The 25,796-nt window shown below is 56.3% G+C and carries 21 protein-coding genes and 3 tRNA genes; 11 read left to right on the forward strand and 13 right to left on the reverse strand.

What is annotated here, in order from left to right; all coding sequences use genetic code 11:
- The first annotated feature begins 51 nt into the window (after positions 1–51).
- A complete protein-coding gene (lon, locus tag AC2FLA_RS02625; protein WP_496720266.1) occupies positions 52–2,460 on the forward strand; it encodes an endopeptidase La in 2,409 nt (802 codons plus the stop codon).
- Between the two features lie 51 nt (positions 2,461–2,511).
- On the opposite strand, the gene AC2FLA_RS02630 is transcribed toward lon, so the two are convergent.
- Both AC2FLA_RS02630 and AC2FLA_RS02635 read right to left on the reverse strand, forming a co-directional pair.
- On the reverse strand, positions 2,512–4,098 hold the full coding sequence (locus AC2FLA_RS02630; RefSeq protein WP_496720268.1) for an APC family permease: 1,587 nt from the start codon (positions 4,096–4,098) through the stop codon (positions 2,512–2,514).
- Between the two features lie 127 nt (positions 4,099–4,225).
- Positions 4,226–4,300, reverse strand: a tRNA-Val gene (locus AC2FLA_RS02635).
- A gap of 211 nt (positions 4,301–4,511) precedes the next feature.
- Here AC2FLA_RS02635 and AC2FLA_RS02640 point away from each other — a divergent pair.
- The 3 genes from AC2FLA_RS02640 (at position 4,512) to uvrA (ending at position 7,746) form a co-directional block, all read left to right on the forward strand.
- Positions 4,512–4,588 (forward strand) — tRNA-Asp (locus tag AC2FLA_RS02640).
- Between the two features lie 46 nt (positions 4,589–4,634).
- A tRNA-Asp gene (locus AC2FLA_RS02645) sits at positions 4,635–4,711 on the forward strand.
- 176 nt (positions 4,712–4,887) lie between these two features.
- On the forward strand, positions 4,888–7,746 hold the full coding sequence (uvrA, locus tag AC2FLA_RS02650) for an excinuclease ABC subunit UvrA (RefSeq protein WP_496720270.1): 2,859 nt from the start codon (positions 4,888–4,890) through the stop codon (positions 7,744–7,746).
- Positions 7,747–7,755: 9 nt separating this feature from the next.
- Here the strand turns inward: uvrA and AC2FLA_RS02655 are convergent, their stop codons facing one another.
- From AC2FLA_RS02655 to AC2FLA_RS02675, 5 genes are all read right to left on the reverse strand, one after another.
- Positions 7,756–7,980, reverse strand: a complete 225-nt coding sequence (locus AC2FLA_RS02655) for an excinuclease ABC subunit A (RefSeq protein WP_496720272.1) — start codon at positions 7,978–7,980, stop codon at positions 7,756–7,758.
- A 205-nt stretch (positions 7,981–8,185) separates the two neighbouring features.
- Positions 8,186–9,058, reverse strand: coding sequence for a 3-hydroxyisobutyrate dehydrogenase (gene mmsB / locus AC2FLA_RS02660; RefSeq protein WP_496720273.1), 873 nt, complete (start codon positions 9,056–9,058; stop codon positions 8,186–8,188).
- A gap of 3 nt (positions 9,059–9,061) precedes the next feature.
- On the reverse strand, positions 9,062–10,102 hold the full coding sequence (locus AC2FLA_RS02665; RefSeq protein ID WP_496720275.1) for an enoyl-CoA hydratase/isomerase family protein: 1,041 nt from the start codon (positions 10,100–10,102) through the stop codon (positions 9,062–9,064).
- Positions 10,103–10,109: 7 nt separating this feature from the next.
- Positions 10,110–11,252: an acyl-CoA dehydrogenase family protein gene (locus tag AC2FLA_RS02670; RefSeq protein ID WP_496720277.1), complete on the reverse strand. Its 1,143-nt coding sequence runs from the start codon at positions 11,250–11,252 to the stop codon at positions 10,110–10,112.
- Between the two features lie 117 nt (positions 11,253–11,369).
- Positions 11,370–12,485, reverse strand: a complete 1,116-nt coding sequence (locus AC2FLA_RS02675; RefSeq protein ID WP_282118526.1) for a carboxylate-amine ligase — start codon at positions 12,483–12,485, stop codon at positions 11,370–11,372.
- Positions 12,486–12,624: 139 nt separating this feature from the next.
- Between AC2FLA_RS02675 and AC2FLA_RS02680 the strand changes: the two genes are divergently transcribed.
- A complete protein-coding gene (locus AC2FLA_RS02680; protein WP_496720279.1) occupies positions 12,625–13,476 on the forward strand; it encodes a class I SAM-dependent methyltransferase in 852 nt (283 codons plus the stop codon).
- A gap of 71 nt (positions 13,477–13,547) precedes the next feature.
- Positions 13,548–14,024 (forward strand): fasciclin domain-containing protein, encoded by a 477-nt coding sequence (locus tag AC2FLA_RS02685; protein ID WP_496720281.1) that lies wholly within the window; start codon positions 13,548–13,550, stop codon positions 14,022–14,024.
- 52 nt (positions 14,025–14,076) lie between these two features.
- Here the strand turns inward: AC2FLA_RS02685 and AC2FLA_RS02690 are convergent, their stop codons facing one another.
- Together AC2FLA_RS02690 and AC2FLA_RS02695 are read right to left on the reverse strand one after the other, a co-directional pair.
- Positions 14,077–14,676, reverse strand: coding sequence for a L,D-transpeptidase (locus AC2FLA_RS02690; RefSeq protein WP_108858717.1), 600 nt, complete (start codon positions 14,674–14,676; stop codon positions 14,077–14,079).
- Positions 14,677–15,080: 404 nt separating this feature from the next.
- Entirely contained in the window at positions 15,081–16,580 is a 1,500-nt protein-coding gene (locus AC2FLA_RS02695; RefSeq protein WP_058271513.1) for a CoA-acylating methylmalonate-semialdehyde dehydrogenase, read from the reverse strand.
- 104 nt (positions 16,581–16,684) lie between these two features.
- Here AC2FLA_RS02695 and AC2FLA_RS02700 point away from each other — a divergent pair, with 104 nt between their 5' ends.
- The 3 genes from AC2FLA_RS02700 to coaD all read left to right on the forward strand — a co-directional run bounded on the left by AC2FLA_RS02700 (position 16,685) and on the right by coaD (position 18,662).
- Positions 16,685–17,587 (forward strand): LysR family transcriptional regulator, encoded by a 903-nt coding sequence (locus tag AC2FLA_RS02700; RefSeq protein WP_496720283.1) that lies wholly within the window; start codon positions 16,685–16,687, stop codon positions 17,585–17,587.
- Positions 17,588–17,647: 60 nt separating this feature from the next.
- Positions 17,648–18,085, forward strand: coding sequence for a CBS domain-containing protein (locus AC2FLA_RS02705; RefSeq protein WP_113790721.1), 438 nt, complete (start codon positions 17,648–17,650; stop codon positions 18,083–18,085).
- An 85-nt stretch (positions 18,086–18,170) separates the two neighbouring features.
- Complete coding sequence (gene coaD / locus AC2FLA_RS02710; RefSeq protein WP_058271515.1) at positions 18,171–18,662, forward strand: pantetheine-phosphate adenylyltransferase; 492 nt, start codon at positions 18,171–18,173, stop codon at positions 18,660–18,662.
- Here coaD and gap (AC2FLA_RS02715) read toward each other — a convergent pair.
- The 3 genes from gap (AC2FLA_RS02715) to gap (AC2FLA_RS02725) form a co-directional block, all read right to left on the reverse strand.
- Positions 18,654–19,658 carry a type I glyceraldehyde-3-phosphate dehydrogenase gene (gene gap, locus AC2FLA_RS02715; protein ID WP_496720285.1) on the reverse strand — a complete coding sequence of 335 codons (1,005 nt, stop codon included), beginning with the start codon at positions 19,656–19,658 and terminating at the stop codon, positions 18,654–18,656. The two genes, coaD and gap (AC2FLA_RS02715), sit on opposite strands and share 9 nt — an antisense overlap.
- An 82-nt stretch (positions 19,659–19,740) precedes the next feature.
- Entirely contained in the window at positions 19,741–19,884 is a 144-nt protein-coding gene (locus tag AC2FLA_RS02720; protein WP_058271517.1) for a hypothetical protein, read from the reverse strand.
- 71 nt (positions 19,885–19,955) lie between these two features.
- Positions 19,956–20,957, reverse strand: a complete 1,002-nt coding sequence (gap, locus tag AC2FLA_RS02725; RefSeq protein WP_058271518.1) for a type I glyceraldehyde-3-phosphate dehydrogenase — start codon at positions 20,955–20,957, stop codon at positions 19,956–19,958.
- A gap of 181 nt (positions 20,958–21,138) precedes the next feature.
- Here gap (AC2FLA_RS02725) and AC2FLA_RS02730 point away from each other — a divergent pair, with 181 nt between their 5' ends.
- A complete protein-coding gene (locus AC2FLA_RS02730) occupies positions 21,139–22,104 on the forward strand; it encodes a DUF808 domain-containing protein (RefSeq protein WP_496720288.1) in 966 nt (321 codons plus the stop codon).
- A gap of 132 nt (positions 22,105–22,236) precedes the next feature.
- Entirely contained in the window at positions 22,237–23,163 is a 927-nt protein-coding gene (locus AC2FLA_RS02735) for a class I SAM-dependent methyltransferase (protein WP_496720290.1), read from the forward strand.
- Positions 23,164–23,556: 393 nt separating this feature from the next.
- Here AC2FLA_RS02735 and tkt read toward each other — a convergent pair whose 3' ends face one another.
- Positions 23,557–25,578 carry a transketolase gene (tkt, locus tag AC2FLA_RS02740; protein WP_496720292.1) on the reverse strand — a complete coding sequence of 674 codons (2,022 nt, stop codon included), beginning with the start codon at positions 25,576–25,578 and terminating at the stop codon, positions 23,557–23,559.
- Positions 25,579–25,796 lie beyond the last annotated feature (218 nt).

Genomic DNA, 25,796 nt, shown 5'->3' on the forward strand with positions numbered 1-25,796 from the left:
CGTTGCCTCGATGAGGGACCAGAGCCGTCTTGCCAATGATAAGGATAGAGCATGCAAGAGCCCCTGAACTCATCATACCCAGTGCTGCCGCTGCGCGATATCGTGGTTTTCCCGCATATGATCGTGCCGCTGTTCGTTGGTCGGGAAAAATCCGTCCGGGCGCTGGAAGAAGTGATGCAGGACGACAAGCAGATTCTGTTGTCCAGCCAGATCGACCCGAGCGACGATGACCCAACCGAGGACGGCATCTACCGGTCTGGTGTGCTGGCCAATGTACTGCAATTGCTGAAATTGCCGGACGGCACCGTGAAGGTGCTGGTCGAGGGCCAAGCCCGCGTGATGATCACGGAATTCCTGGAAAACGAAGAGTTCTTTGAGGCTCGCGCCGAGTATCTGACCGAGATTCCGGGGGACGTAACCACGACCGAAGCGTTGCTGCGCACGGTTACGGATGAATTCGAGCGTTACGCGAAAGTGCGCAAGAACATCCCCGAAGAAGCATTGACCGCGGTTGGGGAATCCACCGAACCGGCAAAGCTGGCTGACCTTGTGTCGGGTCATTTGGGGATTGAAGTCGAACAAAAGCAAGACCTGCTGGAAACCCTCAGCGTCAGTGAGCGGCTTGAGAAGGTTTATGGCCTGATGCAGGGCGAAATGTCGGTTCTGCAGGTCGAGAAAAAGATCAAGACCCGCGTTAAAACCCAGATGGAGAAGACGCAGCGCGAGTACTATCTGAATGAGCAGATGAAAGCCATTCAGAAGGAACTTGGCGATGGCGAGGATGGCAGCAACGAAGTTGCCGAGCTGGAAGCCAAGATCGAAGAGACAAAGCTGTCGAAAGAGGCCCGAGAAAAGGCCGAAGGCGAGCTGAAAAAGCTGCGTAACATGAGCCCGATGTCGGCTGAGGCCACCGTCGTACGCAACTATCTGGACTGGATTCTGGCCTTGCCGTGGGGCACGAAATCCCGCGTGAAAAAGGATCTGGGCCGCGCGCAGGACATTCTGGATGCCGATCACTATGGCCTTGAGAAGGTCAAGGAGCGGATCGTCGAATATCTGGCTGTTCAGCAGCGTTCGAAAAAGCTGAAGGGCCCGATCATGTGCCTTGTCGGCCCTCCGGGTGTGGGTAAAACCTCGCTTGGTAAGTCGGTTGCACGGGCCACGGGACGCGAGTTTATCCGCATCTCGCTGGGCGGTGTGCGTGACGAGTCCGAGATCCGTGGCCACCGTCGGACCTATATCGGTTCGATGCCCGGCAAGATCATCCAGGCGCTGAAAAAAGCGAAGACCACAAACCCGCTCATCCTGCTCGACGAGATCGACAAGATGGGACAGGACTTCCGTGGTGACCCGGCTTCGGCGATGCTAGAGGTGTTGGACCCGGAACAGAACAGCACGTTCATGGACCACTATCTTGAGGTCGAATACGACCTGTCGAACGTGATGTTCCTGACCACGTCCAACAGCTACAACATGCCAGGGCCTTTGCTGGACCGGATGGAGATCATTCCGTTGGCCGGTTACACCGAGGACGAAAAAAGCGAGATCGCCAAGCAGCATCTGATCAGCAAGCAGGTGAAGAACCACGGCCTGAAGGCCAAAGAGTTCGAACTGACCGATGACGCGCTGCATTCGATCATCCGCACGTACACGCGGGAAGCTGGCGTCCGGAACCTAGAACGTGAAATCGCCAAGGTGGCACGGAAGTCGCTGACAAAGATCATCAAGAAAGAGGCTGAATCGGTCACCGTGACGCGAGACAATCTGGATGAGTTCCTGGGTGTGCCCAAGTTCCGATATGGTCTGGCCGAGCAGGACGATCAGGTTGGTGTTGTCACCGGTCTGGCGTGGACATCGGTCGGTGGTGATCTGTTGCATATCGAGGCGCTGAAACTGCCGGGCAAGGGTCGGATGAAGACCACTGGCAAGCTGGGCGATGTGATGAAGGAATCCATTGACGCGGCGTCGTCTTATGTGCGGTCAATTTCGCCGCAGATCGGGGTGAAACCGCCCAAGTTCGACAAGATAGACATCCACGTGCACGTGCCGGATGGTGCGACCCCGAAAGACGGGCCTTCGGCTGGTCTGGCCATGGTGACCTCGATCGTATCCGTGCTGACCGGTATTCCGGTTCGCAAGGACATCGCGATGACGGGTGAGGTTTCGTTGCGTGGCAACGCGATGCCGATTGGTGGTTTGAAAGAGAAACTGCTGGCGGCTCTGCGCGGTGGCATCAAGACGGTGTTGATCCCGGAAGAGAACGAAAAGGACCTGGCCGAGATCCCGGACAACGTGAAAGAAGGCCTGAAGATCATTCCGGTCGAGCACGTGTCCGAGGTCCTCAAACAGGCACTTGTGCGTGAGCCGGAAGCGATTGAGTGGGATGAGGCCGCCGAAGAGGCTGCCGCAGCCGCCGCGAAGGCCACTGAAAGCGCAAGCCCGTCTGCCACGACGCACTAAGCGATAGGCAATAGACAAAGAAAAGGCGGGTTTTCCCCGCCTTTTTCCTTTTCAGAAGCCGATAACAGGTTTCTTCGGGTCCAGAACCTCTTCCTCGGCGATGTAAGTCTGAAACTTTTTGGCGGACAGCGAGGATCGGACCGCTAGACCGAAAATGACGATTGAAAACAGGACGCACAGCAAAATATCCCAACCAAAGGGGATTTGCTTTAGCGCACCTTCCCCGAACTGTCCCAGGAACGAGATCAGGCCGATCCCTCCGAAATAGGGAACCAGCCACAGGGCTTCGGTCACGTCCATTTCGTCCAGCCGATTATGGAACCGTGCCAGAAGAAGAACAAACCCTACGATTAACGCGATGCCAAGCCGCCAAACGGTGTCCCATCCGCTCCAATAAACGATGAGCGTGGCGACAGCAAAGGCCGTGATGGCTACCACTTTGACAAAGGGGATGCGAATGGAACGTGGGTGGTCCGGCATCAGGCGGCGCAAGCACACAACGGCGATTGGCCCAACGGCAAAAGATACGACTATGGCCGCACCATTCAGGGCAATAACGGTGGTGAACGGGACAGTAAGAAGGAACAGAATTCCGATCACAAAGTTCAGAGCCAAGGCCCACAAGGGCACCCCAAAAGAAGACAGTATTTGCAAACGCTTTGGCAGGAACCCGTTCTGTGACAACGCCAGCGCGATACGCGCGTTCGAGCCGGTGGACACCAAACCGTTTCCAAAAGGGCCAATGACCGAGCCTATGTTCAACACGCTCAGGAACCAGACGATCCCAACCGATAGGATGACCCCGTCCAACGGCCCCTGACCGCTAAAATTCAGGCTTGCCCAGCCGTTCTTCAGCATCACCGGGTCAAGTGCGCCGATAAACGCGATCTGTAATCCGACGTAAATGGCTGCACACAGAATGATGGACAGCACCAGTGCCGCAGGAATGGCCACTTTGGGGTTTCGAACCTCACCGGCCATATCGACCACATGGCGGAAACCGATAAAGGAAAAGATGACGCCTCCGGTTGAAACGGCCGCCATTATGCCCTGCAAGCCGTACGGCGCAAAACCACCCGGTTGGGTGAAATTTCCGGTGTCAAATCGACTTGCGATCAGCAGAACCGACAGCACGATAGGAATGGCAATTTTGGCCCATGTCAGCGTCGCGTTGACTTGCGTGAAGAATTTTACCCCCAACGCATTAATGACAACGAACAACAACATGAAAAACAACGCCACGGCGATACCTGCGCCGGTCAAACCGCCCGTATCGGCTGTGTGCAGCCAGGGAGCATAAGGCCCGAGGTATTTTAGCATCGCCTCGACCTCAATCGGGGCGGTGGTGTTGTACCCAATCCAGGCCGTCCACCCCATTGCCATCGAAACGATGTTGCCGTGCGAAAACTGGGGGACGCGGGCGATCCCTCCGGGAATGGGCAGCATGGCCGAAATCTCGGCGAAGGTTATCGCAAGAACGAACATGGCCACCGCGCCAATGATCCACGAAAGGATAGCGGCAGGACCTGCGTGTTGAACTGCGAGGAGGGGACCGAACAACCAGCCGGAACCGATAATTCCACCGACCGAAATGAAGGTCAGGCCGACAAGGCCAATATCCCGTTTCAATTTGGCCATGCGAAACCCCGTGCTTCAGCGCCGATTGATCACACGGCAGATGCAGGAACGATACGCAGCTGAAATGCAAGCTGGCAAGCATTGTAATTTCAAGGCCTTAGAGGGCGTTGATTCTGTGGAAGGGGAATGGTGGGTGATAAGAGATTTGAACTCCTGACATCTTCGATGTGAACGAAGCGCTCTACCACTGAGCTAATCACCCGTAGGCGCTGCTGTTACAGCGACTCGGATCGGTTGGCAAGATGGCCGGTAGTGAATTCGATCCAGCCCATGAAAAGCTGGTTTTCCGGCCTCGGGGGCAGGTGGCTCAATCGGAAAAAATCAGGTTCTTTGAAAAAACTTCAAAACGCCGCTTGACGATGTCGGGGCGTAGCCATAATACACCCAAACGTTCAGCGATGAACAGACAGCGGGCGGTTGTAGCTCAGATGGTTAGAGTACCGGCCTGTCACGCCGGGGGTCGCGGGTTCGAGCCCCGTCAACCGCGCCACTGCTGTCAGCCTGGATCCGGGTTAAGGGATCACGAAAATAGATGCGCGGTTGTAGCTCAGTTGGTTAGAGTACCGGCCTGTCACGCCGGGGGTCGCGGGTTCGAGCCCCGTCAACCGCGCCATTTTCCTTTACGTCAGCGGTAAATTCGTAATTTGTGCCACGCTTCTGCGTGTCAAATGCGACGCTGCTTTGTCGGATCGGCGAATAGATGACAGTTCTTGCTTTGTTCTAACTTTTCTGTTGGAGTTCCAGCGTCGTTCACCTATTTCTAAGACACTTGTGTGTTGGGGGCCAAAAATGGCTGAGCTGAAGAATATCGAAGTGCGCGGTGCGCGCGAACATAACCTCAAAGGTATCGACGTGGACATCCCACGTGATCAGCTTGTGGTGATCACCGGGCTGTCGGGGTCTGGTAAGTCGTCTTTGGCTTTCGACACGATCTATGCTGAAGGCCAGCGGCGTTACGTTGAAAGCCTGTCGGCTTATGCCCGCCAGTTTTTGGACATGATGGAAAAGCCGGATGTGGACCACATCAGCGGCCTTTCACCGGCCATCTCGATTGAACAGAAGACAACGTCCAAGAACCCGCGCTCGACCGTCGGAACGGTCACCGAGATCTATGACTATATGCGCTTGTTATTCGCCCGGTCCGGAACGCCGTACAGCCCCGCTACTGGGCAGCCAATTGAGGCGCAACAGGTTCAGGACATGGTCGACCGCATCATGACGATGGAGGAGGGGACACGCGGATACTTGCTCGCCCCCATCGTGCGCGACCGAAAAGGTGAGTACAAAAAAGAATTCCTCGAACTGCGCAAGCAGGGCTTCCAGCGCGTAAAGGTCGACGGAGAATTCTACGAATTGGATGAACCGCCGACGCTGGACAAGAAATATCGCCATGACATTGATGTCGTCGTCGACCGATTGGTCGTGCGCGAAGGGATGGAGACCCGGCTTGCCGACAGTTTGCGCACCGCGTTAGACTTGGCCGACGGTATCGCCGTACTGGAAACCGCGCCGCATGAGGGCGATCCGGAACGGATTACGTTCAGCGAGAACTTTGCTTGTCCCGTCAGCGGTTTCACCATTCCCGAAATCGAACCGCGTTTGTTTTCGTTCAACGCTCCGTTCGGGGCGTGCCCGGACTGTGATGGTCTGGGTGTCGAGCTGTTCTTTGACGAACGCCTTGTGGTGCCGGACCAGACCCTGAAACTGTACGATGGGGCGTTGGCGCCCTGGCGCAAGGGAAAGTCGCCGTACTTCCTGCAGACCATCGAAGCGATTGCCCGACACTATGAGTTCGACAAGAACACGCCGTGGAAGGACCTGCCGCCAAAGGTGCAGGAAGTGTTCCTGCGCGGTTCCGGCGACGAAGAAATCCAATTCCGCTATGACGAAGGCGGGCGGGTCTATCAGGTCACCCGCAGCTTTGAGGGAGTGATCCCGAATATGCAGCGCCGCTATCGCGAGACCGACAGCGCGTGGATCCGTGAAGAGTTTGAGCGGTATCAGAACAACCGTCCCTGTGGTGCCTGTGAAGGCTATCGCCTACGTCCCGAGGCGCTAGCGGTGAAGATCGCAGGCGCGCATGTCGGGCAGGTTGTTCAGATGTCGATCCGCGAGGCCCTGGCCTGGATCGAAGATGCACCGAACCATCTAAGTGTCCAGAAGAACGAAATCGCACGCGCCATTCTCAAGGAAATCCGCGAGCGGCTGGGATTTCTGAATAACGTTGGTTTGGAATACCTTACGCTGTCCCGCTCAAGTGGTACCTTGTCTGGTGGTGAAAGCCAGCGCATTCGTCTGGCCAGCCAGATCGGATCTGGTTTGACAGGAGTTTTGTACGTTCTGGATGAACCGTCCATTGGTCTGCACCAGCGGGACAATGATCGCTTGCTTGGGACGCTAAAGAACCTGCGTGACCAGGGTAACACAGTGATTGTCGTCGAGCACGATGAGGAAGCGATCCGCGAGGCGGATTATGTTTTTGACATCGGTCCGGGGGCTGGAGTGCATGGTGGTCAGGTTGTCAGCAAGGGCACACCTGAACAAATCGCGGCTGATGCGGCCTCTGTGACCGGGCAATACTTGTCGGGAACCCGCGAGATCTCGGTCCCGGCTGAGCGACGCAAAGGGAACAAAAAGAAGGTTACGGTCGTCAAAGCGACCGGGAACAACCTTAAAAACGTGACTGCCGAGTTTCCGCTGGGCAAGTTTGTCTGTGTCACAGGTGTCTCCGGCGGCGGAAAATCGACGCTTACGATTGAGACGCTGTTTAAAACTGCCTCCATGCGTCTGAACGGCGCACGGCAAACGCCGGCGCCCTGCGAAACCATCAAAGGGTTGGAGCATCTGGACAAGGTCATCGACATTGACCAGCGCCCTATCGGGCGAACTCCGCGTTCAAATCCAGCGACTTACACCGGGGCCTTCACACCGATCCGCGATTGGTTCGCCGGTCTGCCCGAGGCAAAGGCGCGCGGCTACAAACCAGGGCGTTTCAGCTTTAACGTCAAGGGTGGTCGTTGCGAGGCCTGTCAGGGTGACGGCGTCATCAAGATTGAGATGCACTTCCTGCCCGATGTTTACGTCACCTGCGAAACCTGCAAGGGCGCGCGGTACAACCGTGAAACGCTGGAGATCAAGTTCAAAGGCAAGTCTATCGCCGATGTCCTTGATATGACCGTCGAAGACGCGCAGGAGTTCTTTAAGGCCGTGCCGTCGATCCGCGATAAAATGGACGCACTGGCGCGTGTCGGGCTTGGCTATATCAAGGTCGGGCAGCAGGCGACAACGCTTTCGGGTGGTGAGGCGCAGCGAGTGAAGCTTTCAAAGGAATTGTCCAAACGCTCGACCGGGCGGACTTTGTATATTCTGGATGAACCAACCACTGGCCTACATTTCGAAGACGTGCGCAAGTTGTTGGAAGTGCTACATGAACTGGTCGATCAGGGCAATACGGTCGTTGTGATTGAACACAATCTGGATGTCGTCAAAACCGCCGACCACATCATTGATATCGGCCCGGAAGGCGGCGATGGCGGTGGTGAGATCGTGGCAACCGGGACACCCGAGAATGTGGCCGAGGTCGATCGCAGTCATACCGGCAGGTATCTCAAACCGATGTTGGACGGTGCGCGCGTTGCTGCGGAATAGTGCAGTTCTTTAGTAAAGAATATCAGCCACTGCGCCGATCAGGTTCAGCACCTTTTGCGTTTCGGGGTCGACACGATAAACGAAATCGCCCGCGCGAATGTAGGATCCGCCGCGATTCAGACCATAACGGTAGGGATCGTTGATCAAGCGGTAGTCGCGCGTGATATAGTCGCCCTTTTTGTACAGGTTTTTTACCTGACCCGGCGGAACACATGGCACTGCTTTTTTTGCCAAGCCTGGCGGGCAATGACCCGCCTTACTCTTTCCGTTCCCTGCCATTGCTGTAGTCGGACTCAATGAAAGCGCGAAAATGGTCAAAGTAACAGACAGAATTCGCGACATCATGTTTCCTTTCGCGTTAAAGCGCAGTTAAGAAACAGATGGCCGCTGTTTGTCTGCCGGTCAACCCGATGGGCAGGAAGTCGCCACCCTGTGGCAACTAGCTCCGGGTACGGTTTTCAAACCGTGGCAGCATGGCGGAAAAATCCTTGCCCAGCCCGTCTTCGGATTCGACGAATTTCTCATAAAGCGCTGTTGCAACCTGTCCCATGGGCGTGTCTGCTTCCGAACTTTCAGCAGCTTGCTGGCTGAGCCGCAGGTCTTTTAACATCAGCTCGGCCGCAAATCCGGGTTGATAGTCGTTATCCGCGGGGCTGGCTGGTCCAACGCCCGGGGCGGGGCAGTAGGCGTTCATCGTCCAGCTATAGCCCGAGGACGTGCTGACCACATCAAACATCTTTTGCCGGTCTAGCCCAAGCTTGTCGGCCAATGCAAAGGCCTCGCAGGTGGCGATCATGGTCACGCCCAGGATCATGTTGTTGCAAATCTTGGCCGCTTGACCAGCACCGGATTCGCCGCAATGCACGGCTTTCTGACCCATAATGTCGAACAGCGGCGATGCCTTTTCAAACGCCGCGTCGCTACCACCGGCCATGAAAGTCAGCGTACCCGCTGCCGCACCGCCGATGCCGCCCGACACCGGGGCGTCGACTGCGAGAACGTCCGCTTCCTTGGCTTGCTCGGCAACGGCGCGGGCGCTGTCTACATCGACCGTCGAACAGTCGATCCAGACCGCTCCGGGCGCCATTGCGGGTATAATCTCATTTGCCACCGCCCGCAGGATTTGCCCATTTGGCAGCATGGTCACGACGATGTCGGCATCGGTCGCGGCCTCAGGGCCGGAGCTGGCCATAGTGACACCCGGCACGGTGACATCCGCCATATCAAAGCCGCTGACATCATGCCCTGCTTTGGCAAGGTTGGCCGCCATCGGATTGCCCATGTTGCCCAGACCGATAAACCCGATTTTCATTCCTTAATCCTCCTCAAAAGTCAGCGTGTCCGTGCCCAAAGGTTGTAGCATCTTTGAAACAGCGACAGCCGGTACGTCTTGGTTCTGATGGCGCCAGCTCGGGTTGCGATCCTTGTCGATGATCTGCGCCCGGATACCTTCCAGAAAGTCCCCGTGTTCCATCGCGCGATAGGTAAATCGGTACTCCAGTTCCAACGCCTTGCGTATGGTCAGGTTTGGAGTGCGGAGACGGTGCAGCATTTCGACCGTGCACGCCATGGAGAGTGGCGAATTGCGCCCGATCAACTTCAGTGCGTCAGCGGCGGCTTCATTGTTCGAGTTGCGCAGGCTGTTCTGTATATCTGCAAGAGTTTCGCCACCGAAATCTGACTCAATCGCATCTTGCATTGCGCCCAATGAGCCTTGGGGCGGCGTTTCGGAATGGCTTTCAAGAATGCTGGCGTCGCCGGATGCTTCAAGCATGTCGATCAGATCCGGCCATTGCTGGATCGGAATGTAATGATCTGCGAAACCGGCCAGAATGGCATCTGCTGGACCCATACGATGACCGGTAGTGCCGAGATATTCACCTAACCGTCCGGGTGCGAGTGCCAGCATCAGTGTGCTGCCGACATCCGGAACCAAACCGATCGAGCATTCGGGCAGGGCGATTTGCGATGTTTCACCCACGATGCGATGGCTACCATGGCAACCGATGCCGACGCCACCACCCATCGTGAACCCCTGAAGAAAGCTGACTGCTGGCTTTGGGTATTCGAAGATTAGAGCATTCAAGCGGTACTCATCGCGCCAGAACTTTCGGCCGTATTCAAAATCGCCCTTGGTGCCGGTCTCATAAAGCTCGGCAATGTCACCGCCCGCGCAAAAGGCCTTGTCGCCCTCGGCATCCATAATGACCAGATCGACCGCGTCATCCTCACGCCAGTTGCGCAAAGCGGTGTCGATGGCCAGGCACATATCATAGCTGAGCGCATTCAGCGCCTTGGTCCGGGTTAGGGTGATACGACCGGCACGGCCTGCTGTGCGAATATAGATGTCTGACATAAAGTCCTCAGCGCTGAGAGAGCATCTGGCGGGCAACGATGACCCGCATGATCTCGTTCGTGCCTTCCAAAATCTGATGCACGCGCAGATCGCGTACAAGCTTTTCGATACCGTAATCGGCCAGATAGCCATAGCCGCCATGCAATTGCAGGCATTGATCTACCACTTTCGATCCCGTTTCGGTCACGAATTTCTTGGCCATAGCGCAGAACTTTGTTGCATCGGGCGCGCCCTGATCCAACTTCCACGCCGCCTGACGCAGGAATGTCCGGGCGGCCTGCAATTCGATCTCCATATCTGCCAGACGGAACTGAAGGGCCTGAAACTGGTCGATGGACTGCCCGAAAGCCTTCCGCTCGGACATGTATTGCAGTGTCATGTTCAACCCGGTTTGTGCGGCACCTAGAGAACAGGACGCGATGTTCAGACGCCCGCCATCCAACCCCTTCATCGCGTATTGGAAACCGTCGCCCTCGACACCGACAAGGTTGTCGGAGGGGATCTTGCAATCGTCGAACTGTACCTGAGCTGTAGGCTGGCTTTTCCACCCCATCTTTTGTTCAAGCGCACCAAAGCTAAGGCCCGGGGTGCCATCCTCGACATAGACCGTCGAAATGCCCTTGGGCCCATCCTGACCGGTGCGCACCATACAAACATAGGCATCCGAGTATCCGCCGCCCGAGATGAAAGCCTTGGTGCCGTTCAGGGTGTAGCCTTCGTTTGTGCGTTCAGCGCGGGTTTTCAAAGCGGCTGCGTCAGAACCTGAACCTGGCTCGGTCAGGCAATAGCTGAGCACGGTGTTCAAACTTAGAACATCGGGCATGATGCGGGATTTCAGATCGTCACTGGCAAAGTTGTCCAGCATCTTGGCGCACATGTTGTGGATCGACAGAAAGGCCGCGACAGAGGGGCAGGCCATCGACAAAGCCTCGAATACAAGCGTGGCGTCCAGACGAGACAGGCCAGAGCCGCCGCTGTCCTCAGAAACATAAAGGCCGCCGAAACCCAGCTCACCAATACGCGGCCAAAGGTCTTTGGGGATGGTGCCTTCGGCCTCCCACTGGCGGGCATATGGAGCGATGTTTTCCTGCCCGAAATCATGGGCCATGTCGAAGATTGCGTTCTGCTCTTCGGTTGTTGCGAAATCCATGGATTGCCTCCCACGCTGCCCATTGAATTGAACGAGTGTTTATTTCTCAATCCTTACAGAAATTTTGCACGGCCAGCAATCACGGGCACATTCTTGTGCGGGAAAACGTGCCAACGTTCAGAGGTCTTGATGGAATTCGTCAATCAAGTGTTGAACCACAGCCTTGCCGGGGTCATCACCTTTTGCCGCTGCCTCGGCATGTACCCGGCGCTGGCGGGTGGCCGAGGTTCCGTTCTGGGCAATTTGCTGCAGCTTCGCCAACTCGGTCATGGTGCCCAGCGCTTCGGCATCTTCGGCCAGCAGACCCATCAATTCGCCCATAAGTTCCGGCATGGGTTTGATCGAGCGATCTCCGAAGTCAATCATCCCTTCGCCCACGCCATAGCGTTGCGCGCGCCAGCGATTTTCGCCAATCAGGAACCGATCATATTGCCGCCACCTGAGATTTCTGTCTTTCAGGCGGCACAACATGCGCGTTAACGCCTGCACCATTGCGGCCAGAGAAAGTGCATGTTCCATGCGAGGCTGCACGTCCATGATCCGGGTTTCAAGCGTTGGATATTGGTGCGACGGTCGCAAATCCCACCAGATTTTCGTGGTGTCTTCTATCACGCCCAGTTCGACCAGAACGCCCGTGGTCCGTTCGTATTCAGACCAACCGGAAAAGATCGGGGGCAGACCGGTCCGGGGCAAGTTGTCAAATACCGTTAACCTGTACGAAGACAGACCTGTGTCCTCACCGTTCCAATATGGCGATGACGTCGACAAGGCCAAGAGATGCGGCAGAAAGTAGGACAGCTGCGGAATCAGGTCGGCGCGCAAGGCTGAATCGGCCACCCCGATATGGACATGCATGCCACAGATCAGCATACGCCGCGCCACGCCGCCTAACGCGTGTTGCAGCGCGTCATATCGATCTTTGCGCGTGTGTTGCTGTTTTTTCCAGTCGGCAAAGGGATGGCAGGAAACAGCGATTGGGGCAAGGTTGTGCTCGGCGGCGCGTTTCGAAACACAGGACCGCAAGCGTTTCAGATCCTCGCGCGCAGAGCTGATGGTCACATGCGGGCGCGTACCGACCTCGATCTGGCATTGCAGGAATTCGGGGCTGACCTGTCCTTCAAAATCGGCCTGGCAGGCTTCCATTAACGCGGCAGGCGCTTCGGCGAGTTCCAGACTGTCTCGATCAACCAACAGATACTCTTCTTCGATGCCCAGCGTAAATTCCTGCTGCATTCCGGCCCTCGCAACTGTGTTCTGACCAGTGAATACGGAAATTGTCTTTTTGCCAAGTGTTTGCCAGCTGGGTTCTTGCGAAGCCCCCATGCGCACAGGTAAGGAGGCGTCTAGACCGTCACCAAACCCGGAGCCCCCCGTGAAACCAAGGAAATTCCCCCGGCTGAACGCCGCGCTTGACCGGTTTGGTGTGAAACTGATCGACAAAGTGACCGAACGCGACGAGCGCGCGCGCCTTGAGGCGTTTGAACGGGCAGGGGGTCTGACCCGGCCTGCCTATGCTCTGTCACCGGGGATGGACGGGTTCGACATCACTCAATTGGTGTCGGACTACCAAGAACACTCTGCTTCTCTGAAAGCATTGAAGGACCCGGCGCGCAACAAGACCGGTTATCGTATCAACAACGGCTACTACGACAGCCCGGATGCGGATGCGCTGTATCTGATGATCCGCCGGTTCAAACCAAAACGCGTGATCGAGGTGGGTTGCGGCAACTCGACCCGTGTAACCCGGCAGGCGATTATTGACGGCGGATTGCAGACCAACGTCACCGCAGTCGATCCGTACCCACGGGCAGATATCGCGCATGTGGTGGATCAGTTCGAACAAAAACGTCTGGAAGAAGTCGATCCGGCACTGTTCGAGCAACTTGACTCCGGTGATGTCCTGTTCATCGATTCCAGCCACGTTGTTCGCATGAGCAATGACGTCGCGCACCTGTTCTGCCGCATCATTCCGGCGCTCAAACCCGGTGTGGTCATTCATGTGCACGATGTTTTTCTGCCCTACGAATATCCCAAACGGTTCTTCTATGATTGCCCGGGCTGGGGTGAGCAGTACATGCTGCATGCACTCCTGCAATCTGGAGCATATTCAATGCTTTGGCCTGGGTACTACCTTCAACAGGATCGCCCCGATGCGGTCGATTCCTTGCCATTTTTGAAAGACGGTCGCGCCCAAAGCATATGGGTTCAGGTCAAAGAAAATTGATCTGTTAGTGATCCGGCGCGACTAAGCGCCCGTACCCCTTTCCATAACTAGCTGGAGAGGAGATGACAGCCATGTTTAGTCGTACGTTTATGGGCGCCGCCGCCGCAATTGCACTGACACTGCCTGTAAAAGCACAGGCTGCAGATATCGTGGATACCGCAGTATCAGCCGGTTCCTTCAACACATTGGTCGCCGCTGTTCAGGCTGCGGGTCTTGTCGACACGTTGAAAAGTGACGGACCGTTCACAGTGTTCGCACCGACTGATGAAGCTTTTGCGGCACTGCCCGAAGGTACGGTGGAAACACTGCTGTTGCCGGAGAACAAAGACCAACTGGTCGAAATACTGACCTATCACGTGGTTCCCGCCAAGGTGATGTCCGGTGACATCGCTGGCAAGCGCGCCAAGGTTCTGACCGTGCAAGGCGATCGCCTGAGCGTAAATGCAAAGAACGGCGTGAAAGTGAACGGTGCCGAAGTCATTCAGGCCGATATTGAGACCAGCAATGGCGTGATCCACGTTGTCGACGCTGTGATCCTGCCGGAATAAGATATTTTGATTTAATGAAAAAGCCCCGGTCTTCATGGCCGGGGCTTTGTCGTCAGACCAGTCTGACCTGGGTCCCGACCTGGACAAGAGGAAACAATTCCTCGACGTGTTGATTGTACAGGCCGATGCACCCGGACGAGCTTTGGCGCCCGATTTTCCGCGTATCGTGGGTGCCGTGTACAAGATAGGCTGGCCAGCCCAGATACATTGCACGGGTGCCCAACGGGTTGCCTGGTTCACCACCTTCCATACGCACTGGCAAAAGAGGATCACGCTCGCGCATCGACGCGGTCGGTGTCCAGCTTGGGTTCTCGGCTTTGCGCACAACTTTAGTATAACCGCGCTTCGTCAGCTCTTCGCTCATCGGTACCGAACTGGGGTACAGTTTGTAGGTGCCATCGGGGCCCCAATAGTGCACCGCGCGGCTGGTGATATCGGCCAGCAAAGCCCCTGCGCCCAGCTGGTCAAAATGGTCCTGCCAGTTCTGTTGCGAGAAGGACGAGACATTGCGGCGCACCGGCAATTGCGTGCTGATCGCCTCTTCTGTTGTTGGGAAAGCATCTGAGCTTTGGGCGCGCAGAAGCGTCGGCGTCGCTAGGACGGACGCAGCACCCAGCAAGGCGGTACGACGATTAATACGGGAACTGGACACGGATGCCTCCTGAAGGAATGCTCTATGGTTTCCGGCAATTTAGTAACTGCTTTCCCTCAGGGCCAGATGCTTGGCTTAAATTTTCCGTGAGATTTACATATTTCACGCAGTTTATTGCCTGCCCGGACGGGGAATTGGACGGTGTCCAGACAGGATTTTACTGTTTTACGGACAAGCTTGGGATATTTTTCTGACCTGTTTGATCCAATTCCAAAGGAAAGACCCACAGTACTTCGGAGACCGCACGATATGATCAAGAAAACGGAAACCTTGGAAGTTCGCCTATCATAAGAGTTGAAAACCAAATTGGCAGATCTGAGCGCGTACCTACAGAACTAACCCTTTGTCAATCAACAATAAAGGCCGCCCGATGGGGCGGCCTTTGGCGTTTGTTAGGCAAAAAATCAGTCCATTGCTTTGAAATTGAACTCGCCACCTTCTTTGATGCCCGACGGCCAGCGCGCCGTAACGGTTTTCGTGCGGGTGTAGAACTTGAAGCTGTCCGGGCCGTGCTGGTTCAGGTCGCCAAACATGGATTTCTTCCAGCCGCCAAAGGTGTGGTAGGCCAGCGGAACAGGGATCGGAACGTTGATCCCGACCATGCCGATATTCACACGGCTGGCAAAGTCGCGGGCGGTGTCACCATCGCGCGTGAAGATTGCAGTGCCGTTGCCGTACTCGTGATCCATCGCCAGTTTCAGCGCTTCTTCATAAGAGCCTGCGCGCACGGTCGACAGAACCGGGCCAAAGATCTCTTGCTTGTAGATGTCCATCTCAGGCGTCACGTTATCGAACAGGTGTGGGCCGACAAAGAAGCCGTCCTCATAGCCCTGCAAGCTGAAGTCGCGGTTATCAACAACCAGCTTCGCGCCTTGTTCTACGCCCGAGTTGATCAGACCAAGAATACGCTCTTTGGCAGCACCGGTTACAACTGGGCCCATGTCGACGTCATCGCCGGCGGTGTAGGGGCCGACCTTCAGCTTTTCAACGCGTGGAATCAGCTTTTCGATCAGTGCGTCGGCTGTTTCTTCGCCAACGGGCACAGCAACCGAGATGGCCATGCAGCGTTCGCCCGCCGCGCCAAACCCGGCACCGACCAAAGCGTCGGCCGCCTGATCCAGATCCGCGTCAGGCATGACGATCATGTGGTTCTTGGCGCCGCCGAAACACTGCGCGCGCTTACCGTTCGCAGTCGCGCGGGAATAGATGTACTGCGCGATCGGGGTTGAGCCAACGAAGGACACGCCCTGAATGGTGTCGCTGTCCAGCAGAGTGTCCACGGCCTCTTTGTCGCCGTTGACGACCTGGAAGACGCCCTTGGGCAGGCCGGCTTCGACAAACAGCTCGGCTAGCATCAGCGGCACAGATGGATCACGCTCGGACGGTTTCAGAACCACGGCGTTGCCGCAGGCCAGGGCAGGGCCTACGTGCCACAGCGGCATCATGGCTGGGAAGTTGAACGGCATAATGGATGCAACAACACCCAGCGGCTGCCGCATGGAATACATGTCGATGCCAGGGCCTGCGCTGTCGGTGAACTCACCCTTCAGCATCTGCGGTGCGGCGATGCAGTATTCGATCACTTCCAGACCGCGCTGCAAGTCGCCCTTGGCGTCTGGGATGGTTTTGCCATGCTCGCGGCTGAGCGCCTCGGCCAGTTTGTCCATGTCGCGGTTCATCAGGTGAACCATGGCCATCATGACACGTGCGCGTTTCTGTGGATTGGTTGCACCCCAGGCAAGCTGCGCGGCGGCTGCGCTTTCGATTGCCGCCGTGGTTTCAGCAGCACTTGCCATCGGGCACTTGTACTGAACCTCGCCAGTGGCGGGGTTAAAGACGTCGTCAAATCGTCCTGAGGTTCCGGCGACATTCTCGCCGTTGATGAAATGGGACAGCTCGGTCATTGCAGATCTCCTCCGATGCGTTTGTGCGCACAATAGGCTTGCATAAATTGCTTGAACAGAGGCAATGTCCCAAAGATGTTTTGCAAAAATGCAAAGGGCAGGCGGTGACACCAAACTGGGATGATATGCGGGTCTTTCTGGCCGTCGCGCGCGAAGAAAGCCTTTCGGCTGCCGGGCGTCAGCTGAGGATCGACCCTGCGACCGTCGGGCGGCGGATTGCTCGGTTGGAAGCCTCCTTGGAATCCCCTCTGTTTACCAAGTCGCAACAAGGCTACCTTTTGACCGCTGCGGGCGAACGCCTGATGGAACACGGGCTGAAAGCCGAAGAGGCGATGCGCGCGGCGGCTGGCGCGATGGCGGGTACATCGAAAACGCTCAGCGGACAGATACGGATCGGCGCGCCGGACGGGTCGGCCAACTATCTTTTGCCGCAGGTCTGCGCGAAAATCAGCGATGCAAACCCCGATCTGGATATTCAGATTCTGGCCCTGCCGCGCGTGATCAACCTGTCCCGGCGTGAGGCAGATATGGCGGTGACGGTCAGCGCGCCAACGGCTGGGAGCCTTCTGGTCCAGAAAATCACCGATTACAAACTGCACCTCGTTGCGACGCGCGACTACCTGGCTTCTTACCCGGCAATCCGCACGGTCCAGGACCTGAGTGGCCATCGCATGATTGGCTACATTCCCGATATGATCTTTGACCGCGAGTTGGATTATCTTGTTGATATCGGTGTTGACCGTGTCGCGCTTGCATCGAATTCGGTGTCGGTTCAGCTGCGGCAGGCCACGCTTGGAACGGGGGTTTGTGTGGCACATGACTTCACCTTGCCGTTTCATCCCAACCTGCAGAAAATCCTGACGGATCATGTGAGTTTGACCCGGAGTTTTCACCTGGTGCGACATCAGGGCGATCAGCGAAATGAAAGGTTGAACCGCTTCGCGCAGGCCTTGTCGCAGGGTATTCGGGAAGAAGTTGAGCGGCTTGAGGCCCAAGTGTCACCTTGACAGGTTTAAACATTCCGGCAACGTTTTGGAAAACAGGACATTATTTCGGAGGTAACGCTTATGCTCGTTCAGGCCATTCTGAAATCCAAGGGCAGCGGAGGGGTCGTCACTGTCTTGCCGTCGATCACGGTGTCTGATGCTTCGAAAATTCTCTCGGAAAAGCGGATCGGTACTGTGGTCGTGTCGGAAGATGGCGGTGAGACGGCGGCAGGAATTCTGTCGGAACGTGACATCGTAAGAGAACTGGCCGCAACCGGAAGCGGATGCCTCACGCAACCTGTCAGTGCGTATATGACCCGGGATCTGGTGACGGCCACGAAACAAGATACAGTTCAGGATATCATGACGCGCATGACCGAAGGGCGCTTTCGCCACATGCCCGTTGTCGAAGATGGCAAGCTGGTGGGGATCGTGACGCTGGGCGACGTGGTTAAAGCGCAGCTGGCAGAACTGGCTATGGAAAAAGACGCGCTGCAAGGCATGATCATGGGGCATTGAGGCCCTTGAACCCCAAAGCTGCCTCTTGCACCTGCGGCGAAGTTATGTTTGCTTGCGCAGAAATTTTATTGCGCAGGAGGCCACGATGAGGGTTGGATTATATCCCGGAACATTCGATCCAATCACCCTGGGTCATATCGACATCATTCGCCGCGCGGCTGCTTTGGTGGACAAATTGGTCATTGGCGTCGCGATCAACCGCGACAAGGGTCCTTTGTTCTCGCTCGAGGAACGCGTTGCGATGATCGAGGCAGAATGCGCCCATCTGACCGAGCAAACAGGAACTGAAATCGTTGCGCATCCCTTTGAAAACCTGCTGATCGACTGCGCCCGTGATGTTGGGGCACAGATCATTGTCCGCGGGCTGCGGGCTGTTGCGGATTTTGAATATGAATTCCAGATGGTCGGGATGAACCGGGCGTTGGACGACACGGTCGAGACGGTCTTCCTGATGGCCGAGGCGCGGCATCAGGCCATAGCCTCTAAATTGGTTAAGGAAATCGCCCGGTTGGACGGGGACGTGTCGAAATTCGTCACGCCCCGCGTTAATGCCGCGTTACGTGACCGTTTAGGTTAGGGCACCCATCGCTGCGGCAGTGTCCAGCATCCGGTTCGAGAAACCCCATTCGTTGTCATACCACGCCAGTACACGCACCAGTGTGCCGTCGGTCACCTTGGTTTCCGGCAGCGAAACGGTCGAGCTGTGTGGGTCGTGGTTGAAATCCACCGAGATCAGCGGGCGGTTCTCTGCCGCCAGAACCCCGGGGATTCTGGCTGCGGCTTCGGTAAACAGCGCGTTGACTTCATCCTCGGTCGTCGGGCGTGAGACTTCGGCGACCAGATCAACCACGGACACGTTCGGGGTTGGGACACGAATAGCCTGACCTGTCAGCTTGCCGGCCAGTTGCGGCAGGACGAGGCCAACGGCAGAGGCCGCGCCCGTAGTGGTCGGGATCATCGACAATGCCGCCGCGCGTGACAGATAAGGGTCTTTTCCGGCAGTGTCGTGAACCGGTTGGCTGGCTGTGTAGGCGTGAACTGTGGTCATGTTGCCATGCACAATGCCAAGCCCTGCATCCAGTGCTGCGGCAACCGGTGACAGGCAATTGGTGGTACAAGACGCATTGGACACCACGTTATCTTCAGCCGTCAGCTCGTGATCGTTAACGCCAAACACGATCGTTTTCACAGCGCCATCGCCGCGGGCAGGGGCCGAGATCAAGACCTTTTTCGATCCGTTCGTGAAATGGCGGGATGCAGCTTCGCGTGTGCGGAATACACCAGTGCATTCCAGAACGACGTCCACATCGGACCAATCCAGTTTTTCCGGCTCGCGTTCGCTGCTCAGGCGGATTGGGCCGTTTCCAACGTCCAGGCCTGCCTCGGTTAAAGTGACAGGTTTGCCGTACCGGCCATGGACGCTGTCGAATTCGAACAGATGCGCGTTCATTTCCGGCTTTGCCAGGTCGTTTATCGCAACGATTTCAACATCCGTGCGCCCGGATTCCATGACCGCCCGCAGCACGCCGCGTCCGATCCGTCCAAATCCGTTGATTGCCAGCTTGAGTGTCATGTCCTGCTCCGTCCGAAATGCGGCCAATGTGAAGTTAGCGCTAACAAAGCCAGTTCAGAGGAAAAGTCAAGCAAAACCTCTGTCACCGCCAGAACGCGAGCCAGTCCAGAAAGGTGTAGAGTTTCTTGCCAAGGAACACGAATTGTTCGGTCCCAAAGAGGGCATAGCTGATAACGAACAAGCCCAGAATGAGAAGGGCAAGCCAGATGGCGATTTGATTTGTCATGCTTGCCCCGGACGAAAACGCCCGCCCAGTTAACCTGAGCGGGCAAAAAGGTTCAAGATTTCAAAGCAACCTTAGTTAAGGCGACCCATCGCAACAGCGACGTCTGCCATGCGGACCGAGAACGCCCATTCGTTGTCGTACCATGCCAGAACACGGACCATGCGGTCGCCGACCACGCGGGTCTGGTCGGGTGCGAAGATCGAGCTTTCCTCGGTGTTGTTGAAATCGGTCGAAACCAGCGGGGCGGGTTCATAGCCCAGAACACGCTGCATCGAACCCAGTGAGGCTTCGCGTACGATGGCGTTCACTTCTTCTACCGTTACATCACGAGCAGCGCGGAATGTCAGGTCAACCGCAGAAACATTCGGGGTCGGGACACGGATGGCCGAACCATCCAGGCGGCCCTTCAGATTGGGCAGAACCTCGCCCAATGCTTTCGCGGCACCTGTCGATGTCGGGATCATCGACATGGCCGCAGCACGGGCGCGGTACAAATCGCTGTGACGGCGATCCAGGGTCGGCTGGTCGCCGGTATAGGCGTGGATCGTGGTCATGATGCCGTTCTCGATGCCGATTCCCTCGTCCAGTACCTTGGCAAGCGGAGCAAGGCAGTTCGTGGTGCACGAGCCGTTCGAGACCATTTTGTCATCGGTCACAAGGCTGTTGTGGTTTACACCATAAACGATGGTCTTATCGACGTTCTTGCCCGGGGCAGACAGCAGGACCCTTTGTGCACCGCGATCTAGGTGCGTTTTGGCTTTCAGACCATCATTGAATTTACCGGTGCATTCCAGAACGACATCGCAGCCATCCCAGTCCAGTTCGTTCATGTCATAGGTCGAGAACATCTCCATCGGGCCGCGGCCCAGATCCATGGTTTTGCCATCAATTGCGACATCGCGGGGGAAACGTCCGTGGACACTGTCATACTTTAGCAGGTGCGCTGTGGTTTCCAGCGGGCCGGTTGCGTTGACCTTGATCACTTCGATGTCGTTGCGGGCGGATGCCGCGATATGCGACAACGTGCAGCGGCCAATGCGGCCAAAACCATTGATACCGACCTTGATGGTCATGTGCTGTCTCCAAATGCGCTTGCTTTGGACGCCATATAGCTGTCAAAGCGCTTTCTCAAAAGACCAAAAGTGACATATTTTTAACGTGTTAGCGCAAACCTATGCCGGTTGCGCTAACGCTTGCGCTAGCCGTCGGATCGGGTAGGCTCCGGTTGCGGCAGGTGAAGTGAAAGGAAACACCATGAGCGGTCTGTTGGCCCTGTTGGATGACGTTGCAGGTATTGCAAAGGTTGCGGCATCGTCCGTGGACGATGTGGTCGCGGCGGCCGGAAAGGCGGGCGCAAAGACCGCCGGTGTGATCATCGACGATGCCGCCGTGACCCCGAAATACGTTCAGGGATTCGCCCCGGCGCGCGAGTTGCCCATCATTTGGCGCATCGCGCGTGGTTCCATATTCAACAAGATTATCCTGCTGCTGCCGGTTGCTTTGCTACTGGCGAATTTTGCTCCGTGGTTGATCACGCCTTTGCTGATGATCGGCGGCTCTTACTTGTGTTTCGAAGGGGCCGAGAAGATATTTCATGTCCTATTCCCTCATGGCAGTCACGTTATCGACGAAGACATGGCCATTCGCGACCCCGGCCACCTGGAAGAGCAGAAGGTCAAAGGCGCGATCAAGACGGATTTTATCCTTTCGGCTGAAATCATGACAATTGCATTAGCGGCGATTGAGGCCCCAAACCTGTGGATGCAGGCCGCGACCTTGGCGGTTGTGGGGATCGGTGTCACCGTGGCGGTCTACGGGTCAGTTGCTCTGATCGTGAAGATGGACGATGTCGGGCTGTACCTCGCGCAAAACGCACCGACACCGATTGGGCGAGGGCTGGGGCGCGGGTTGGTCAAAGCCATGCCGGTTGTCATGAAAATCCTGTCCATAGTCGGCACCGGCGCGATGCTTTGGGTTGGTGGCTCCATCATCATTCACGGGATGGAGGTTCTGGGCTTTGGCTGGCTGGGGCACCACATTCACGACTGGGCCTATGCTGTTGGGCACATGGTTTCTACACAATATCAGGGTGCTGTTGAGTGGATTTCCAAAGCCGCGATGGATGGTGTCTTTGGGCTGGCTTGGGGCTTTGTTTTGATCCCGGTTGCGACCAATGTGATTGGTCCGGTTCTTGGCGTATTTTCTGGAAGGTCCGATTAGAGTTCGATGCTGAGGTAAGTATTTTTTCAATGAACGGTGACGCTTAGTCTATCGCTCTTGTAACTGAGGAACTTGAAATCTACGGTGCCTCAAAAGATCCTTCCGCCCGGGCAATTTATATGGACCTGACAAATGGCTAATCCGTTTAAAAGCATTACGAAATACAAGCGCATCATAAAGGAAAACGCGCGCCTGCTTCACGAAATCAATGACAAGCTTAATCGCGCGCAGATTGCCAACGCTCCAGAAACCAGTCGGGAAAAGCAAAAAAATATACCGGTAGATCTTTTGAAGCCAATAACGACGTTTCGGGGAACGGCAAGAGAAACCAAAACCGTCGGTCATCAGCATCTGTTTCCGCCAAAACCCGTTGTAGCGGTAAATCGGACGGAAGCGGCGAAAACATGGAGTGGTGGTTTCTGGGCTTGGCTCGGCAAAGTGGCTAACTCAAAAGACGTACGTGTTCTCGAGGTCGGCTCGAGATCCGTCGCTACAAAGGCGTGGTGGCGGGAAGTTGCGCCCAATTGTGATTATGTCGGGTTCGATTACATCGCTGGTGACAATGTCGATGTCGTCGGCGACGCCCATCGCTTGTCCGACTACTTTGAAGATGAGTCGTTCGATGTCGTTATTTCATTTGCCGTTTTTGAACACCTGGCAATGCCTTGGATCGTGGCAGAGGAAATATCGAAGGTCCTAAAAGTTGATGGCCATGTCGCGATCGAAACGCATTTTGCATTCTCCGAGCATGAATTGCCTTGGAACTTCTTTCACTTTCACTACGAGGGATTGAAGTATCTCTTTAATCCTGAACTTGGCTTTGAAGTCGAAGAGGCGGGATTTTCCAACCCGCTTGTAGCTTGGTTTTCCGACGAGTCGGAACCATACTTGGTTGGTCGGCAACTTGATGGATTGTACTGCCACTCAGACCTGCTTGTCAGGAAAGCCCGGAGCGTCCTAAATAGCAGCAGCCCACCGTTTGATTGGCGATTGACAGTCGATACCTTGCAGCAGTCGGGCTCATACCCCAAAGAAACCGGACTTTCGCGCAAACCATAGTAAGTTCAGCGCAATCGGCCCCGGTTCGTCTCACCAGTCCCATGCGCAAGAGCGCACGATTACCCGAATAATAGGTGCCCGTAACATAAGCAGGATTGGCCCGGCGATAAGCGGCCCTGAGCGCTGATCGCAGATGACCACCACACCATTACTGCAATGGCAAGCCGGTCAAGTTGCGTAACGCGGCTCGGAATTCTGACCGACCGCAATTCCCGACTTTCCCACAGGGTCGTTAAACGATAGATTTTGAATGCTTTGTCAGCGTGGGTGACACGTGCTGCGGAAAAATCGGGCCGGTTTGTCAGCGGTGTTGAAATTCGGGCTTCGACGCCATTTGAATGACAAAGGTCGCTCTGGCGAGCGCCCCCGTCTCTTTTCTGACAGAAGACTGGATCAGCCCAGCAGTTCCTTGACCTTGGCCACTGTCGCTTCGGCGGTGATACCGAAATGCTTGTACAGCTCACCGGCGGGGGCCGATGCACCAAAACTGGACATGCCGATGAATCCGGCTTTGGCTTCGCGACCACGTTCACCCAGCAACCAGCGATCCCAGCCACCGGCGCGAACTGCGGCCTCGATTCCGACGCGGACGGGGCCGCCCGGCAGGACGCGCTTGCGATAGGCCTCATCTTGCTGCGCAAACAGCTCCATCGAGGGCATGGAGACGACGCGGGTGCCGATGCTTTCAGCCTCGAGCATCGCTTTGGCTTCCATCGCCAGCGACACTTCGGACCCCGTAGCGATCAGAATGGCCTGACGTTTGCTGTCTGCATCGGCCAGAACATACGCACCTTGCGCGGTCAGGTTCTTGGTCTTGTGTTCCTTGCGCACTGTCGGCACGCCCTGACGGGTCAGTGACAGGACCGAAGGGCTGTCCTTGAACGTCAGCGCCAGTTCCCACGCCTCAGCCGTTTCAACCACATCGGCGGGACGGAACACATAGGTGTTCGGCGTCGCGCGCGAGATGGCCAGATGCTCAACTGGCTGGTGGGTCGGGCCGTCTTCGCCGAGACCAATCGAGTCGTGGGTCATCACGAAGACCGTCGGCACCTTCATCAAGGCGGCCAAACGCATGGAAGGGCGAGCATAGTCAGTGAACGCCATGAACGTGCCGCCATAGGGGCGGATGCCGCCATGCAGCGCCATGCCGTTCATCGCGGCGGCCATGCCGTGTTCGCGAATTCCGTAATGGATATAGCGGCCCTTGCGATTTTCCGGCAGGAACACGCCCATATCCGCAGATTTGGTGTTGTTCGACCCGGTCAGGTCGGCGGAACCGCCAACGGTCTCGGTCATGATCGGGTTCACCACGTTCAGAACCTTTTCCGAAGACGCGCGGGTGGCGAGTTTCGGCTGATCTTCCGACATCTTCTTTTTGAACGAACGGATGGCACCGGCCAGTTTCTTAGGTGCTTCAAACGCGTAGGCGCGGTTGAATTCGGCCTGTTTGCGGTCAGAAATCTGCGCGAAACGCTCCTCCCATTCGGCGCGTTCAGCCGCGCCACGGGTACCGATGGCCTCCCAAGCCGATTTGACGTCAGTAGGGACCACAAAGGCATCATGGGGCCAACCATAGCCGTCTTTGGCGGCTTTCAGCTGATCCTGATCGGTCAATGCGCCGTGACCTTTGGAAGTATCCTGTGCAGCGTGACCCAGCGCAATATGGCTTTCGCAGGCGATCATGGTCGGTTTGTTCGACGATTTGGCTTGCACAATGGCCGCATCAATCGCGATCGGATCATGGCCATCGATTTCAATCACGTTCCAGCCCGAGGCCTTGAAGCGGCGGACCTGATCTGTGCGATCAGCAATATCCACGGTGCCGTCGATGGTGATGTTGTTGTTGTCCCAGAAAACGATCAGCTTGCTCAGCTCATGACGGCCAGCCAGAGTGATGGCCTCTTGGCTGACGCCTTCCATTAGGCAACCGTCGCCGGCAATCACATAAGTATAGTGATCGACGACCTTTTTGCCGTAATGCGCACGCTGGATTTCTTCGGCCATGGCGAAACCAACTGCGTTGGAAATGCCCTGACCCAGTGGTCCGGTGGTGGTTTCGATACCGTTCACCAAGAAGTTTTCCGGGTGACCCGCAGTTTTCGCACCCAGCTGGCGGAAGTTCTTGATCTCTTCCAGTGTCACGTCCGCATGACCAGTGAGATACAACAGAGAATAGACCAACATCGAACCGTGACCAGCTGACAGGATGAACCGGTCGCGATCAGGCCAGTTCGGGGCCGAGGCGTCAAATTTCAGGTGCTTTTCAAACAGCACGGTCGCAACATCGGCCATGCCCATCGGCATACCGGAATGGCCGGAATTGGCGGCGGCGACGGCGTCAAGGGTCAGGGTGCGGATGGCCGCAGCCTTGTTCCAGTGTTCAGGATTGGCATTGCGCAGCGCAGTCAGGTCCACGGGCGTTGTTCCTTTGGATTACAGGCAGATGGGGCGCTCAATAACATCCACCCCCCAAAGTGCAAGTGGAACCGGGGCTTGCGTCGCATTCGTGGTTCAAGAATGCTGTCCAAGTGATTGAAAGCAAACAGTGGGTATTTTCCGTTTCATTCGGTTAGACTAGGCCAATACCCGGCCTGTATTGATTCGGATGGGCCGCGAAAAAGTGAACCTTGGTA

The organism is Ruegeria sp. CDSA033, from assembly GCF_059612305.1.